The 14,392-nt window shown below is 65.0% G+C and carries 13 protein-coding genes; 6 read left to right on the plus strand and 7 right to left on the minus strand.

The window, feature by feature from the left end; all coding sequences use genetic code 11:
- Positions 1-25: 25 nt before the first annotated feature.
- Positions 26-652 carry a TetR/AcrR family transcriptional regulator gene (locus MPSD_RS03090; protein WP_020785016.1) on the plus strand — a complete coding sequence of 209 codons (627 nt, stop codon included), beginning with the start codon at positions 26-28 and terminating at the stop codon, positions 650-652.
- Between the two features lie 18 nt (positions 653-670).
- Entirely contained in the window at positions 671-1,993 is a 1,323-nt protein-coding gene (locus MPSD_RS03095; protein WP_165601449.1) for a chloride channel protein, read from the plus strand.
- An 11-nt stretch (positions 1,994-2,004) separates the two neighbouring features.
- Here MPSD_RS03095 and MPSD_RS03100 read toward each other — a convergent pair whose 3' ends face one another.
- Both MPSD_RS03100 and MPSD_RS03105 read right to left on the minus strand, forming a co-directional pair.
- Positions 2,005-2,856, minus strand: coding sequence for a MaoC/PaaZ C-terminal domain-containing protein (locus tag MPSD_RS03100; protein ID WP_020785014.1), 852 nt, complete (start codon positions 2,854-2,856; stop codon positions 2,005-2,007).
- An 18-nt stretch (positions 2,857-2,874) separates the two neighbouring features.
- Positions 2,875-4,239: a 3-oxoacyl-ACP reductase gene (locus MPSD_RS03105; protein WP_086084860.1), complete on the minus strand. Its 1,365-nt coding sequence runs from the start codon at positions 4,237-4,239 to the stop codon at positions 2,875-2,877.
- 169 nt (positions 4,240-4,408) lie between these two features.
- On the opposite strand from MPSD_RS03105, the gene MPSD_RS03110 reads away from it, so the two are divergent.
- The gene (locus MPSD_RS03110) at positions 4,409-5,734 is read left to right on the plus strand and encodes an acetyl-CoA C-acetyltransferase (RefSeq protein ID WP_011739368.1); all 1,326 of its coding nucleotides are present in this window, start codon (positions 4,409-4,411) and stop codon (positions 5,732-5,734) included.
- Positions 5,735-6,018: 284 nt separating this feature from the next.
- Here MPSD_RS03110 and MPSD_RS03115 read toward each other — a convergent pair whose 3' ends face one another.
- On the minus strand, positions 6,019-7,854 hold the full coding sequence (locus MPSD_RS03115; RefSeq protein ID WP_086084861.1) for an acyl-CoA dehydrogenase: 1,836 nt from the start codon (positions 7,852-7,854) through the stop codon (positions 6,019-6,021).
- Between the two features lie 542 nt (positions 7,855-8,396).
- Here MPSD_RS03115 and MPSD_RS03120 point away from each other — a divergent pair.
- The 3 genes from MPSD_RS03120 to MPSD_RS03130 all read left to right on the plus strand — a co-directional run bounded on the left by MPSD_RS03120 (position 8,397) and on the right by MPSD_RS03130 (position 10,574).
- Complete coding sequence (locus MPSD_RS03120; RefSeq protein ID WP_012392475.1) at positions 8,397-8,885, plus strand: flavin reductase family protein; 489 nt, start codon at positions 8,397-8,399, stop codon at positions 8,883-8,885.
- A 228-nt stretch (positions 8,886-9,113) separates the two neighbouring features.
- Positions 9,114-9,317 (plus strand): hypothetical protein, encoded by a 204-nt coding sequence (locus tag MPSD_RS03125; protein ID WP_015354254.1) that lies wholly within the window; start codon positions 9,114-9,116, stop codon positions 9,315-9,317.
- 6 nt (positions 9,318-9,323) lie between these two features.
- Complete coding sequence (locus MPSD_RS03130; RefSeq protein WP_086084862.1) at positions 9,324-10,574, plus strand: MFS transporter; 1,251 nt, start codon at positions 9,324-9,326, stop codon at positions 10,572-10,574.
- Positions 10,575-10,614: 40 nt separating this feature from the next.
- On the opposite strand, the gene MPSD_RS27985 is transcribed toward MPSD_RS03130, so the two are convergent.
- From MPSD_RS27985 to MPSD_RS03145, 4 genes are read right to left on the minus strand one after another with little or no spacing between them, the layout of a single operon-like run.
- The gene (locus tag MPSD_RS27985; protein ID WP_015354256.1) at positions 10,615-10,770 is read right to left on the minus strand and encodes a hypothetical protein; all 156 of its coding nucleotides are present in this window, start codon (positions 10,768-10,770) and stop codon (positions 10,615-10,617) included.
- A gap of 50 nt (positions 10,771-10,820) precedes the next feature.
- On the minus strand, positions 10,821-11,567 hold the full coding sequence (locus MPSD_RS03135; protein ID WP_020785010.1) for a succinate dehydrogenase/fumarate reductase iron-sulfur subunit: 747 nt from the start codon (positions 11,565-11,567) through the stop codon (positions 10,821-10,823).
- On the minus strand, positions 11,567-13,495 hold the full coding sequence (locus tag MPSD_RS03140) for a fumarate reductase/succinate dehydrogenase flavoprotein subunit (protein WP_012392479.1): 1,929 nt from the start codon (positions 13,493-13,495) through the stop codon (positions 11,567-11,569). The genes MPSD_RS03135 and MPSD_RS03140 overlap by 1 nt, the downstream gene beginning before the upstream one ends.
- A 46-nt stretch (positions 13,496-13,541) precedes the next feature.
- Complete coding sequence (locus tag MPSD_RS03145; RefSeq protein WP_020785009.1) at positions 13,542-14,363, minus strand: hypothetical protein; 822 nt, start codon at positions 14,361-14,363, stop codon at positions 13,542-13,544.
- Positions 14,364-14,392: the final 29 nt, after the last annotated feature.

Below are 14,392 nucleotides of genomic sequence, written 5' to 3' on the forward strand. Positions count from 1 at the left end.
AGAAAGGGCCAAAAAGGGGATAGCAATGGCAGGTGGCACCAAGCGGCTACCGCGCGCCATCCGTGAGCAGCAGATGCTTGATGCGGCCGTGCAGATGTTCTCGGCCAACGGGTACCACGAGACCTCGATGGACACGATTGCCGCCGCGGCGCAGATCTCCAAGCCGATGCTCTACCTGTACTACGGCTCGAAGGAAGATTTGTTCGGCGCCTGTCTGAACCGTGAGATGAGCCGGTTCATCGATGCGGTGCGCGCCGACATCGACTTGAGTCAGAGCCCCAAGGACCTGTTGCGCAACGCCATCGTGTCCTTCCTGCGCTATATCGACCAAAACCAGGCGTCGTGGATCGTGATGTACACCCAGGCGGTCAGCTCACAGGCCTTCGCTCAGACGGTGCGGGAGGGGCGCGACCAGATCGTCGAACTGGTGGCCGGGATGCTGCGCGCCGGCACCCGGAGCCCGCGCTCCGACGCCGAAATCGACATGATGGCGGCCGCCCTGGTGGGCGCGGGCGAGGCCGTGGCCAACCGGCTCAGCGCTGGTGACACCGATGTCGACGAGGCGGCCGAGATGATGATCGATCTCTTCTGGCGCGGCCTCAAGGGCGCGCCGTCGGATCGGGAGATCGGCTCGAACTTCGCCGCGGGCTAGATTCGGGCGGTGACCATATTGCCCGCCTCCTTCTCGGGCCGCTTCGCGTCCGTCCTCAGGCGAGCATCCCGGCCCGATGTCGACTTCTTCTGTGCGGTAGTCATTGTCGGGCTGCTGGCCGGGGTCGCCGGATTGTCCACCACCGTGGTGCTGCGCTTCGTCGAACACCTCACCTACCACTACGCTTTCGGCTCCCTGCTGGAAGGCATCACTGGCAGCAGCCCCGTTCGCCGGGCCCTGGGGCCGATGGTTGGGGGAGCGTTGGCGGGCCTGGGCTGGTGGTTACTGCGCCGCAGAACCGATGTGCCGCCGCTGACGGGAACCATCGCCGATCACGCCCGGATACCGCGGCGGACCTGGAGCATCGGTGCGCTGCTGCAAGTTGTGTTGGTCGGCTCGGGTGCTTCGCTGGGCCGAGAGGGCGCCCCACGTCAATTCGCAGCGGCGTTAAGCGATTTCGCGACTACGTGGTTGAGGCGGCTGTCACCCGGAGATCGAGAGATTCTGCTGGCCGGGGCCGGGGCCGGGGCCGGGGCCGGGGCCGGGGCGGGGGCCGGGCTGGGGGCGGTCTATGCCGTCCCGTTGGCAGGGGCGCTTTTCGCGCTGCGGATCATGTTGAACACCTGGAATATCCGGGCCCTCGGTGCGGCGCTGATCACGTCCAGCCTGGCCGTCGCGATCGGTTCGCTCGTCACCCACGATCGGCCCGAACTCGATTGGCCCAGTGCGGAATCAACGTATCTACTGAGTGCACATGCGTTGGCGTTGGCCCCGGTGGCCTTCGTGGTGGGTGTGGCCTTCAATCGCATCATGGCCGCGGCGCGGCCGGCCAGCCTGGTGCGGTCCTGGACGTTGATCCCCGGCCTCGCCGCCGCCGGGCTGGCGATCGGCATCGGTTCGCATTGGTGGCCGGAGCTACCCGGCAACGGCAAGAGCATCCTCACGGTCAGCCTTGCCAGCGGGATGACGCTGTCGGCCGCGGCCGTGATCTTGGTGCTCAAACCGCTGCTCACCGCGCTGTTCTTGCGGGTCGGGGGAGCGGGCGGCATGCTCACGCCGTCGTTGGCCACCGGCGCCGCCGCCGGATCATTGCTGGTCCTGGCAATCGACGCGGTCGCCGGAACCCACCTGCATGGGCCGGTGATCTCGCTGGCCGCTGCCGCCGGAGTGCTCGCGGTCACTCAGGGCTCACCCATCTGGGCGGCGATCTTCGTCTGGGAGCTGGCCCGGCCACCGATTTGGATGCTGGTGGTCTTTCTGGTCACCGCGGTGGGCGCCCACGGGCTCAAGACGCTCGTGCTGGGGCGTCGACTGCCCCTGCGCGACCACCGGGCGGGCTGAGCCCCACCGCCCTAGAGCGGCTTAATGGTCGCGGTCAGGTGCGGGTAGCCCTTGGACATGTTGCGCAACGCAATTTCCCAGCCGGGGTCGGCCGCGTCGGCCTCGTCGATATAGAGGCCCGCGGTGGCCGGCAGCAACACCGGCTTTCCGAGCCGGACCGAATACCGCACCGCATCCGGGATCTTGGCTTCGATGTTCACCAATACCGCTGCAGCGCTGAACATCCCGTGCGCAATAACGGTAGGGAAGCCAAACAGTTTCGCCGCGATCGAATTGGTGTGGATCGGGTTGTGATCGCCGCCGACCGCCGCGTAGCGGCGGATTTGGGCAGGCGTGATCCGCAGCACCGCTGCCGGCGGCGGCAGCTTGGGCTGCTTCTGCGGCGGCGGCTTGGGTTCGCCGGACAGGCTCGTGCGTTGCTGGTGCAGGAACGTCGTCACCTGATGCCAGGCGAGTTCGTTGCCGACGTTGATGTCGGTGACCAGGTCGACCATCAGGCCCTTGCGGTGCTCTCGCAGGTTCTCGGCGTGCACCTTGACACCGACGGTGTCGGTCACCGCGATCGGCCGGTACTGCGTGATGTGGTTCTCGGTGTGCACCGATCCCATTGCGGCAAAGGGAAAGTCAAACCCGGTGACCAGTGCCATCACCGATGGAAAGGCCAGCACGAACGGGTAGGTCAGCGGCACGTTGTTGCGGTACCGCAAGCCGGTGACCGCCGCATAGGCCGCCACGTTGGTGTGGTCGATGGGAAGTTCCTCGACGCTGACCGTGCGGTTGGGCAGCGCGTCCCCACGCGGCACCACGGGCAATGCCCCTGCCGCCGCGCGCAGCATGTTTTTCAGGCCGCTTGGCTGGTTCACTTTGATTCCCCTTCGCGGTCAGGCGCCGATCATGGCCTGGCCGCAGACGCGAATGACGTTTCCGGTCACTGCGTTTGATGCCGGGCTGGCGAAATACGCGATGGCTTCGGCGACATCGACGGGCTGTCCACCCTGCAGCAAGGAGTTCAGCCGGCGTCCCACCTCGCGGGTGGCCAGCGGAATGGCGGCAGTCATCTTGGTCTCGATGAATCCCGGCGCGACGGCGTTGATCGTGATGTCCTTCTCGGCCAGGCTCGGTGCCAGCGCCTGAGCGATGCCGATCATGCCGGCCTTGGTGGCGCCGTAGTTGGTCTGCCCACGGTTGCCCGCGATTCCGGCGATCGAGGACAGCCCGACCACCCGGCCACCCGCACCGATGCTGCCATTGCCGACCAGGCCCTCGGTGAGGCGCAGCGGGGCGAGCAGATTGACGGCGATGACCGAGTCCCAGCGGGCGTCGTCCATGTTGGCCAGCAACTTGTCTCGGGTGATGCCGGCGTTGTTGACCAGGATGTCGGCCTTCCCGCCGTGGTGGTCGCGTAGATGCTCGGTGATCTTGTCCACGGCGTCGTCGGCGGTCACGTCCAGCCACAGCGGGGTGCCGCCGACGCTGGCGGCCGTCTCGGCCAGCGCGTCTGCGGCGGACTCCACGTCGATCGCGACGACGCTGGCGCCGTCACGGGCGAACACCTCGGCGATCGTCTGCCCGATGCCGCGGGCGGCGCCGGTCACGATGGCGACCTTGCCCTCTAGCGGCCGGTCCCAGTCGGCCGGCGGTGTGGAGTCGGCCGCGCCGACGTAGAAGACCTGGCCGTCGACATATGCCGACTTCGCCGACAAGATGAACCGCACGGTCGATTCCAGCCCGGTGGCGGCCGGTTTGGCCTCCGGCGACAGGTAGACCAGCGCCGCGGTGCTGCCCCGGCGCAATTCCTTGGCCAGCGACCGGGTGAAGCCCTCCAGCGCCCGCTGCGCGATCCGCTCATGACTGTTGTCGATGGCGTCGGGTGTGGTGCCCACCACCACCACCCTCGCGGAGGCGCCCAGATTGCGCAGGACGGGCTTGAAGAAGTCGTGCAGCCCTTTGAGTCCGGCCGGGTCGGTAATGCCGGTAGCGTCGAAAACAAGGCCGCCGAACGAGTCGGCCCAGCGCCCGCCCAGGTTATTGCTCACCTGGTCGTAGTCCTTGGCGAGGGCGGCGCGCAGCGGCTCGGCCACCCGGCCCTCACCCCCGATCAGCAGCGAACCGGCCAGCGGCGGGTCCCCCGGGCGATAACGGCGCAGCGTCTCGGCTTGCGGAACACCAAGTTGCTTGGCCACAAACGTTCCGGGGCCGGAGTTGACGACCTGCGAGAACAGATCGGACGAGAGCCGGGGTGCCACTGAGCTGCCTTCCGTGTCGGGTGTGCGATGTAGGAGCCACCGTATCGAGGACGAACTTACTTCAGAGTAAGAACAGTGGGTAGTATGGCCCCCGACTGCCGATCCCCCAAAACCCAAAGCTCAAGTACATACGTACATACCGAGAGCTCAAGTACCTACGGAGAGAAAAGTGGCCCCTGCTGCTGAGAAGAATGCCCAGACCAAGCGGCGAGTCGCCGTCCTGGGGGGTAATCGAATCCCCTTCGCCCGGTCCGACGGCGCTTACGCCGAAGCGTCCAACCAGGACATGTTCACCGCGGCGCTGGCCGGGCTGGTGGACCGGTTTGACCTGCGCGGGCAACGGCTGGGCGCCGTCGTCGGTGGTGCCGTGCTCAAGCACAGCCGCGACTTCAACCTGATGCGCGAATGCGTGTTGGGATCAGAGCTGTCCCCGTACACCGCGGCGTGTGACCTGCAGCAAGCCTGCGGGACCGGCCTGCAGGCCGCGATCGCTGCCGCTGACGGGATCGCCGCCGGACGTTATGAGGTTGCGGCGGCCGGCGGCGTGGACACCACCTCGGACCCGCCGATCGGGCTGGGTGAGGACCTGCGCCGCACCCTGCTGCGGCTGCGTCGGGCCAAGTCCAACGTGCACAGGCTGCGCCTGGTGGGTGGGCTGCCGGCCAATCTGGGAGTCGAGATCCCGGCCAACAGCGAGCCCCGGACCGGGCTGTCGATGGGCGATCACGCCGCCATCACCGCCAAGCAGATGGGTATCAAACGCGTTGACCAGGACGAACTGGCTGCGGCCAGTCATCGCAACATGGCCGACGCCTACGACCGCGGATTCTTCGACGACCTGGTGACGCCATTCTTGGGGCTGTACCGCGACGACAACCTGCGCCCCAACTCGAGCGTCGAGAAGCTCGCCTCGCTGCGCCCGGTATTCGGCGTCAAGGCCGGCGACGCCACCATGACGGCGGGCAACTCGACTCCGCTGACCGACGGTGCCTCGGTTGCGTTGCTGTCCAGCGAGCAATGGGCGCAGGAGCATTCGTTGTCGCCGCTGGCCTACCTCGTGGACGCCGAGACGGCCGCGGTGGACTACGTCAACGGCAACGACGGTCTGTTGATGGCGCCCACCTACGCCGTGCCGCGATTGCTGGCCCGCAACGGGTTGACGCTGCAAGATTTCGACTTCTACGAGATCCACGAGGCCTTCGCCTCGGTGGTGTTGGCGCACCTGCAGGCATGGGAGTCCGAGGAGTACTGCAAGCAGCGCCTGGGACTGGACGCCGCGCTTGGTTCGATCGACCGGTCCAAGCTCAACGTCAACGGTTCATCGTTGGCCGCCGGGCACCCGTTCGCGGCGACTGGTGGACGGATACTGGCGCAGACCGCCAAGCAGCTGGCCGAGAAGAAGGCCGAGCGCAAGGGATCGGCCCAGCCCGTGCGCGCGCTGATCTCGATCTGCGCTGCCGGCGGTCAGGGCGTGGCCGCAATCCTGGAGGCCTGAACCCCCAGTTGACGCCGGCCGCTCGGCGGAACTTCGGTGCCCGCGGTTTGTAACCCCATCTGATGGGTATCTAACTGATTGGAAAGCCCCGTATTGTGGTCTGACCCCCGACCCCGACCGCAACGCGGGGCAATCCGTTAGATCGACCGCCGGTCATCGGTATTGACGGGCGTACGAAAAGGGCCGCCGCTGGAACGAGGGGGAGCCAGCGGCGGTCTTTTTGGTTGAGAAAAAAGTTGAGCCCCCGTTCCTGGAACGGGGGCTCAACTGTTGATCGGGGCGCTCTAGAAGGCGGCTTCGTCGAGCTCCATGATGTCGTTGTCCAGCGTGTCGATCACCTCGCGGGTGCTGGTCAGCAGGGGCAAGAAGTTCTTGGCGAAGAACGACGCCACCGCCACCTTGCCCTCGTAGAACGACCGCTCGTCGCCGGTGGCGCCCGCGTCGAGTGCCGCGACGGCCACCGCTGCCTGACGCTGCAGCAACCAGGCGATGACAAGGTCGCCGACACTCATCAGGAAGCGCACCGAACCCAGGCCGACCTTGTAGAGGCTGTTGATGTCCTGCTGCGCGGCCATCAAGTAGCCGGTCAGGGTGGCTGCCATTGCCTGCACGTCGGTGAGCGCCTTGGCCAGCAGTGCGCGTTCGGTCTTCAAACGGCCGTTGCCGGTCTCGCTGTCGACGAACTCTTGGATCTGGCCGGAAACGTGGGCCAGCGCCACACCCTTGTCGCGGACGATCTTGCGGAAGAAGAAGTCCTGAGCCTGGATGGCGGTGGTGCCTTCGTACAGGGAGTCGATCTTGGCGTCCCGGATGTACTGCTCGATCGGGTAGTCCTGCAGGAAGCCGGACCCACCGAGGGTCTGCAGGCTCTCGGTGAGCTTGGCGTACGCCTGCTCGGAGCCGACACCCTTGACCACCGGCAGCAGCAGGTCGTTGATCTTGACCGCCAGCTTGGCGTCCACACCGTGCGCGGCCTCGGCGACCGCGGCGTCCTGGAAGGTGGCGGTGTAGAGGTACAGCGCACGCAGGCCCTCGGCGTATGCCTTCTGGGTCATCAGCGAACGACGCACGTCGGGGTGATGGGTGATGGTGACCCGGGGTGCCGTCTTGTCGGTCATCTGGGTCAGGTCGGCGCCTTGTACGCGGGACTTGGCGTACTCGAGTGCGTTGAGGTAGCCGGTCGACAGCGTGGCGATCGCCTTGGTGCCGACCATCATGCGGGCCTGCTCGATGACCTCGAACATTTGCGCGATGCCCTCGTGTACCTCCCCGATCAGCCAGCCCTTGGCCGGCACGCCGTGCTGGCCAAGCGACAGCTCGCAGGTCGCGGATACCTTCAGGCCCATCTTGTGCTCGACGTTGGTGACGAATACGCCGTTGCGCTCGCCCAGCTCGCCGGTCTCGAAGTCGAACAGGAACTTGGGCACGAAGAACAGCGACAGCCCCTTGGTGCCCGGACCGGCGCCCTCGGGGCGGGCCAGCACCAAGTGGAAGATGTTCTCGAACAGGTCGTCGGAGTCACCCGAGGTGATGAACCGCTTGACCCCGTCGATGTGCCAGAAACCGTCGGCCTGCTCGACGGCCTTGGTCCGCCCGGCGCCTACGTCCGAGCCGGCGTCCGGCTCGGTGAGCACCATCGTCGAACCCCAGCCGCGCTCGCTGGCCATCACGGCCCACTTCTTCTGCTCCTCGGTACCGAGGTGGTACATGATCTGGGCGAAGCCAGCGCCGCCGGAGTACATCCACACCGCCGGGTTGGCGCCGAGAAGGTGCTCGTGCAGCGCCCCCATCAGGGCCCGGGGCATCGGCATGCCGCCGAGTTCCTCGTCCAGGCCGGCCTTGTCCCAACCGGCTTCGATGACGGCACGCACCGAGTCCTTGAAAGACTCCGGCAGAGTCACCGTGTGGGTCTTCGGGTCGAAAACCGGCGGGTTGCGGTCACCCTCGATGAACGACGCGGCGACCGGGCCTTCGGCCAGCCGGCTGATCTCGGTCAGCATTTCGCGGGCGGTGTCGGTGTCCAGATCGCTGAACTGACCTTCGCCCAAAGCCTTGTCAACGCCCAGCACCTCGAAGAGGTTGAATACCTGGTCACGGACGTTGCTCTTGTAGTGGCTCACTACGGTCCTCCTCGTTGAAGAATGCCACATGATGGTTGGGTACTAGGTTCTAAGTTACCCACCAGTAACACTGGTAAAATATATCGGTTTGATACTTGTTCGCAAGTTGATGTGAGCTACATTGCACGACCAAACCAACCAACCGGTTGGGACCATGGTTTCCGATCCACCGGCGGTGTCCTCTAGCTGCGGTGATGGCGGCGGCATGGCGGATGTGGGGCGCGTCACCACGGGGTCGAATGGCGGATCTGCGGGCCAACCGGGCCTGCGTAATGGCCGCCGCGTGGCCGCCCACGCACTGCGTTTGTGCCATTTCCTCGGAGGCGGTGCGCGCGACCCGTTTATTGGTGTCGGTCAGCGATTCATGCCTAATTCGGCTCCCCCGATCGGGGCGGCGGGCTCAGTTGGGGGCGCGGACTCGCGCCGCCAGCTCTGGACAGCCCGATTGCCGGTCATCCCGATCTGGTCACTGCCCGCGGGTATCCGGCGAGTAGGGTCGGTGACCAGAAATTGTCCTCGGCTCAAGGGGCGCTTGAAGTCTGGTGAATCCACAGAGCAACCTGACACCATCGTCGCTGCGCGAAGCGTTTGGCCACTTTCCATCCGGTGTGGTGGCGATCGCCGCGGAGATCAATGGCGCGCGGGAAGGCCTCGCGGCCAGCACCTTTGTTCCCGTCTCGCTGGATCCGCCGCTGGTTTCTTTTTGTGTGCAGAACGTTTCGACGACCTGGCCCAAACTCAAAGGCGCACCCATGCTGGGTATCAGCGTGCTCGGCGAAGCTCATGACGAGGCGGCGCGCACGCTGGCCGCGAAGACGGGGGACCGCTTCGCCGGTTTGGAGACGGTGTGCAACGACAGCGGTGCCGTCTTCATCAAGGGCACCAGTTTGTGGCTGGAAAGCGCCATTGAGCAGCTGATTCCCGCCGGGGACCACACCATCGTGGTGTTGCGGGTCAGCGAGGTCACCGTGGACGCGCAGGTGGCGCCGATCGTATTTCACCGAAGTGTGTTTCGTCGCCTGGGCGTGTGACCAGTCGAACTTCTCGAACACGATCCGCCGTGTTCTGGTGGGGAATCACGGGTCTTGACCTGGCGGTGATGATCCGGCGCACCATTTTCGGGCCGGCGTAGCGCGCGGGGGTCGCTTTCTTTTCGTGCGGGTGCGGGTGTGGGGCGCCAAATTGTGGACACGAATGCCTGGCGCCGCGGCGGTACTAATTAGTACCCTGTTTTTTGCGTTTCCGTGCAGGAGGTGCAGATGGGAATCGACCGCGACTTCGCCCACTCGATTCCTGGTGCCCCCGATACCGCAGATTCTGATGCTTTTGCGGCGATCATTGGTGGGGCTGAGGGCGTTGCCGGATTGATCGCGTCACCCATGCGCTGGAAGGGCCCCTCGGGCCATTCGTGCTGGTTTGCGAATGCGCCCGACGTGGGGGCGACCCGGGTGGCCGGCGGGTAGCAGAACGTGGTGGAAACATCGCGTCCGGAAGGACGCATCGATGGCCCGAGCAAGCGTGTTCTGTGGCTGGTCATCACGCAAAGTGGCTTCTACCGGACGGCACTTCAGCTTGGCAATGTCCCCATCGTTTTGCCGTTTGTGGTGGCCGAACTCCACGCGGAATTGTGGATGGCGGCACTAATTTTTCCCGCGTTCACAGCCGGAGCGGCAATTGGAAATATGCTCGCGCCCGCCGTGCTCGCCGCGGTCCCGAGACGCCGCCGATTGGTCATTATTGTGTTCGGGCTGACCGTCCTGGCCGCCGTCAATGCGATGGGCGCAACCATGGGCGACGGAAACGAAGCCGGATCGCTGTTCTTGGTGAATGTGCTCTTTATCGGGGCGGTGTCAGCCTTCTCCTTCGTGGCGTTCGCGGATTTGGTGGCAGCGATGCCGTCGGGAACCGATAGGGCGCAGGTGCTGCTCACCGAAGCCGGCGTCGGCGCGGCGTTGACGGCGATCGTCACCGTGGCGTTGTCCTTCGTGCCCCATGAAGACCACTTGACCAACAACATCCGCCTGCTGTGGACCGCCACTGCGGCGATGGCAATCTCCGGGCTGATTTGTCTGGGGTTGCCGCAGCGGATCGTCCCGCCCGTGCACAAGGCCCCGGGGCTGAACAAGGTCGTGCACGTCGGGCTGGCGGCCCTGCGTCGTGAAAGTTGGTATCGCCGCTACCGGGCAGTTCAGCTGCTGTTCGGATCGGTCGTGCTGGGGAGCTCGTTCTACAGCATCCGCGTTGCCGCAATACCCGGGGACGAGCACGACAACGTCGTCGTCTTGGTCTTGTTCGTCTGTGTCGGACTCGTGGGTGGGATACGGGTGTGGAATCGGATCCGCGAAAGATTCGGGCTGGTCGGCTTGTTTGCGGGCAGTGCGATTCTCAGCATCGCCGCGGCAGTGATCGCCATCGCGTTTCAGCTGGCCGGATCCTGGCCCAACCTGGTGGCCATCAGCCTGGTGATCGCATTGGCGTCAATCGCCAACCAAAGCGTGTTCACCGCGGGGCAACTGTGGATTGCCCACAATGCCGATCCCACGCTGAGAATCTCGTTGATCGCCTTCGGGCGACTTGTCATCAGCGCGGGCCTGGTGGGGTTGAGTTCGCTGCTAGGCATCCTCGCCCAGTTCCACGATGTGGTGTGGCCGGTGATGATCGTTCTGCTGCTCAATGTGGCGGCGGCCTACTCGGCCAAGCGGCTCGCTCCCGCCGACTAGGCCCGCATCGGCTACCCGATTTCTGTCCGCGGCCAATCCGCTACGGGCGGTCCCCGAGTTCGTCTCGGTAGCCCGCGATACGGCGCTCGATCTCCGCGGCGTCATCGTGGCGGCCCTGCTTGTGCGCGAGTTCAGCGCGGACGGTCAACTCGCGGATCGCGGTTCGGATGTCGCTAATGCTGGTCGTTTCTCGCATCACTGCGGGGTACCCGGCGCGGCCCCGGGCCTAACGCTAGGGCCGCCAAGTCAGCGTCGGAACAGCTTGTTGCCCAGCCACACGACCGGGTCGTACTTGCGGTCGACCACGCGCTCCTTCATCGGGATCAGCGCGTTGTCGGTGATCTTGATGTTTTCCGGGCATACCTCGGTGCAGCACTTGGTGATGTTGCAGTACCCCAGGCCATGCGCCTCTTGTGCCTCGTTGCGCCGGTCCCGAGTGTCGAGGGGATGCATTTCCAGTTCGGCGATGCGCATCAAGAACCGCGGACCGGCGAACGCCTTCTTGTTCTCCTCGTGGTCGCGGATCACGTGGCAGACGTTCTGGCACAGGAAGCACTCGATGCACTTGCGGAACTCCTGCGAGCGCGCGACGTCGACCTGGGCCATCCGGTACTCGCCCGGCTGCAGCTCCTCGGGAGGCGCGAAAGAGGGAATCTCGCGTGCCTTTTCGTAATTGAACGAGACATCGGTGACCAGGTCGCGAATCACCGGGAAGGTGCGCAGCGGCGTCACGGTGACGATCTCGTCTTCGGCGAAGGTCGACATTCGGGTCATGCACATCAGTCGCGGCTTGCCGTTGATCTCCGCCGAGCAGGATCCACACTTGCCGGCCTTGCAGTTCCAGCGCACCGCCAGGTCGGGCGTTTGGGTCTGCTGCAGACGGTGGATGACATCGAGCACCACTTCACCCTCGTTGACCTCGACGGTGAAGTCGCGCAGCTCGCCGTTGCTCTCGTCGCCGCGCCACACGCGCAAGCTCGCGTTGTAACCCATTACGTTCTCCGTCCTGGATGGTCGGCCAACTCTTCGGCGGTGTAGTACTTCTCCAGCTCGGAAATCTGGAAGAGGTCCAGCAGGTCCGGCCGCATTGGTACCTGCGGCTGGCGGGTGATGGTGATGTGGGAACCGTCGGTGGCTTCCTGGGCGGCCCGGCAGACCAACAAGACGTTGCGCCAGTTCGGGTCCATGCCGGGATGGTCGTCGCGGGTGTGCCCGCCCCGGCTCTCGGTGCGTTCCAGCGCGGCCCGAGCCACACACTCGCTGACGGTCAGCATGTTGCGCATGTCGATCGCGAGGTTCCAGCCCGGGTTGTACTGGCGGTGGCCTTCGACCTGCACATGCTCGTAGCGTGCCCACAGCTCCCGTAACAGGGTCAACGCCTTGCTGATCTCGTCGGCGTTGCGGATGATGCCGACCAGGTCGTTCATCAGGAACTGCAGGTCCATCTGCAGCGCGTACGGGTTTTCCGGAGCGGTGCCGTCGGTGGGCCCTTCGAACGGCGCCAGGGCCAGCCTGGCGGCGGCGTCGACGGACTCCGGTGAGACGGTCGGACGGCTGCTCAGCGCGCGCACGTAGTCGGCGGCGCCCAGGCCGGCCCGCCGACCGAAGACCAGCAGGTCGGACAGCGAGTTCCCGCCCAGCCGGTTGGAGCCGTGCATGCCGCCCGAGCACTCGCCGGCGGCGAACAGCCCGGGGACCGTGGCCGCGCCCGTGTCGGCGTCGACCTCGATGCCGCCCATCACGTAGTGGCAGGTCGGCCCGACTTCCATCGGCTCCTTGGTGATGTCGACCCCGGCCAGCTCCATGAACTGGTGATACATCGACGGCAGCCGGCGCTTGATCTCCTCGGGGGTCAGCCGCGACGCGATGTCGAGGTAGACGCCGCCGTGCGGGGTGCCCCGGCCCGCCTTGACCTCGGAGTTGATGGCGCGGGCCACCTCGTCTCGCGGCAACAGGTCAGGGGTGCGACGGGCCGAGTCGTTGTCTTTGAGCCACTGGTCGGCTTCTTCGGCGGTCTCCGCGTATTGGCCTTTGAACACCGGCGGGATGTAACCGAACATGAATCGATCGTCATCGGAGTTCTTGAGCACCCCGCCGTCACCGCGAACACCTTCGGTGACCAGGATCCCCTTCACACTGGGCGGCCACACCATGCCGGTCGGGTGGAACTGAACGAACTCCATGTTGATCAACGTCGCGCCGGCCCGCAGTGCCAGGGCATGCCCGTCGCCGGTGTACTCCCAGGAGTTGGACGTGACCTTGAAGGACTTGCCGATCCCGCCGGTGGCCATCACCACGGCGGGCGCCTCGAACAGGATGAAGCGGCCGCTTTCCCGCCAGTAGCCGAAGGCTCCGGCGATCCGCCCGCCGTTTTCGGGACCGTCTTTGAGTAGCTCGGTGATCGTGCATTCGGCGAACACCTTGATCCGAGCCTCATAGTCGCCGACCTCGGCGAAGTCCTCCTGCTGCAGCGACACGATCTTCTGCTGCATGGTGCGGATCAACTCCAGGCCGGTGCGGTCACCGACGTGGGCCAGCCGCGGATAGGTGTGCCCACCGAAGTTGCGCTGGCTGATCTTGCCGTCTTTGAGGCGGTCGAACAGCGCGCCGTAGGTTTCGAGCTCCCAGACCCGGTCCGGGGCTTCCTTGGCGTGCAGTTCGGCCATGCGCCAGTTGTTGAGGAACTTCCCGCCTCGCATGGTGTCGCCGAAGTGGGTTTTCCAGTTGTCTTTGGGGTTGCTGTTACCCATCGCGGCCGCGCAGCCACCCTCGGCCATCACCGTGTGGGCCTTGCCGAACAGCGATTTGCACACGACCGCGACTTTCAGGCCGCGCTCGCGTGCCTCGATGACCGCCCGCAGCCCCGCGCCGCCGGCACCGATCACGACAACGTCGTAGGAGTGCCGTTCGACCTCAACCATTGAAAACCTCGCTCAGCTATTTCTTGATAAATCCTGAAACGGCTTGTCAGCCAATAAATCTGAGATCTGTGATGGTGTTAGTAGCCACCAGCATGATGTAGAAATCGGTGAGCGACAGGGTGCCCAGCGTGATCCACGCGAATAGCATGTGCCGGGTATTGAGCTTGCTCACTTGTGCCCAGATCCAGTAACGCACTGGGTGTTTGGAGAAATGCTTTAGACGGCCGCCGGTTGCGTGCCGGCATGAATGGCAGGAAATGGTGTAGGCCCAGAGTAAGAGCACGTTGGTCACCAAAATGACATTGCCTAAACCGAATCCAAAACCCGTGGGCGAGTGGAAGGCCATAATTGCGTCGTAGGTGTTGATAAGTGACACCACTACCGCAACGTAGAAGAAATACCGATGGCTGTTCTGAATGATCAGCGGCAGACGGGTTTCCCCGGTGTAGTGCGCGCGTGGTTCGGGTACCGCGCAGCCGGTCGGTGATTGCCATACCGAACGGTAGTAAGCCTTGCGGTAGTAGTAGCAGGTGAGCCGGAAACCGAGCAGGAACGGTAATACCAGACTTCCCAACGGAATCCACCAGGGAAAGTGCCCGAACCAGACACCAAGGTGGCTTGCGCCCGGTGCGCAGGACGCGCTGACGCACGGCGAGTAAAAGGGTGTCAGGTAATGGTATTTCTCCACCCAGTAGCCACTGCCCCAAAACGCCCGGGTGGTGGCATAGACGATGAACGCCAGGAATCCGATGTTGGTGACCAGCGGCGCCCACCACCAGAGGTCGGTACGTAGCGTCCGCTGCGGGATTTTGGCCCGGCTGGGTGAGAAAACGCCAGTATCGGGACGGTTCGCCGTGGGTGCGCTCATCTAGTGCGATCCTCTTCGAGTGGTATCTC

It is taken from the genome of Mycobacterium pseudoshottsii JCM 15466 (assembly GCF_003584745.1).
Taxonomy (GTDB): Bacteria; Actinomycetota; Actinomycetes; order Mycobacteriales; family Mycobacteriaceae; genus Mycobacterium; species Mycobacterium marinum.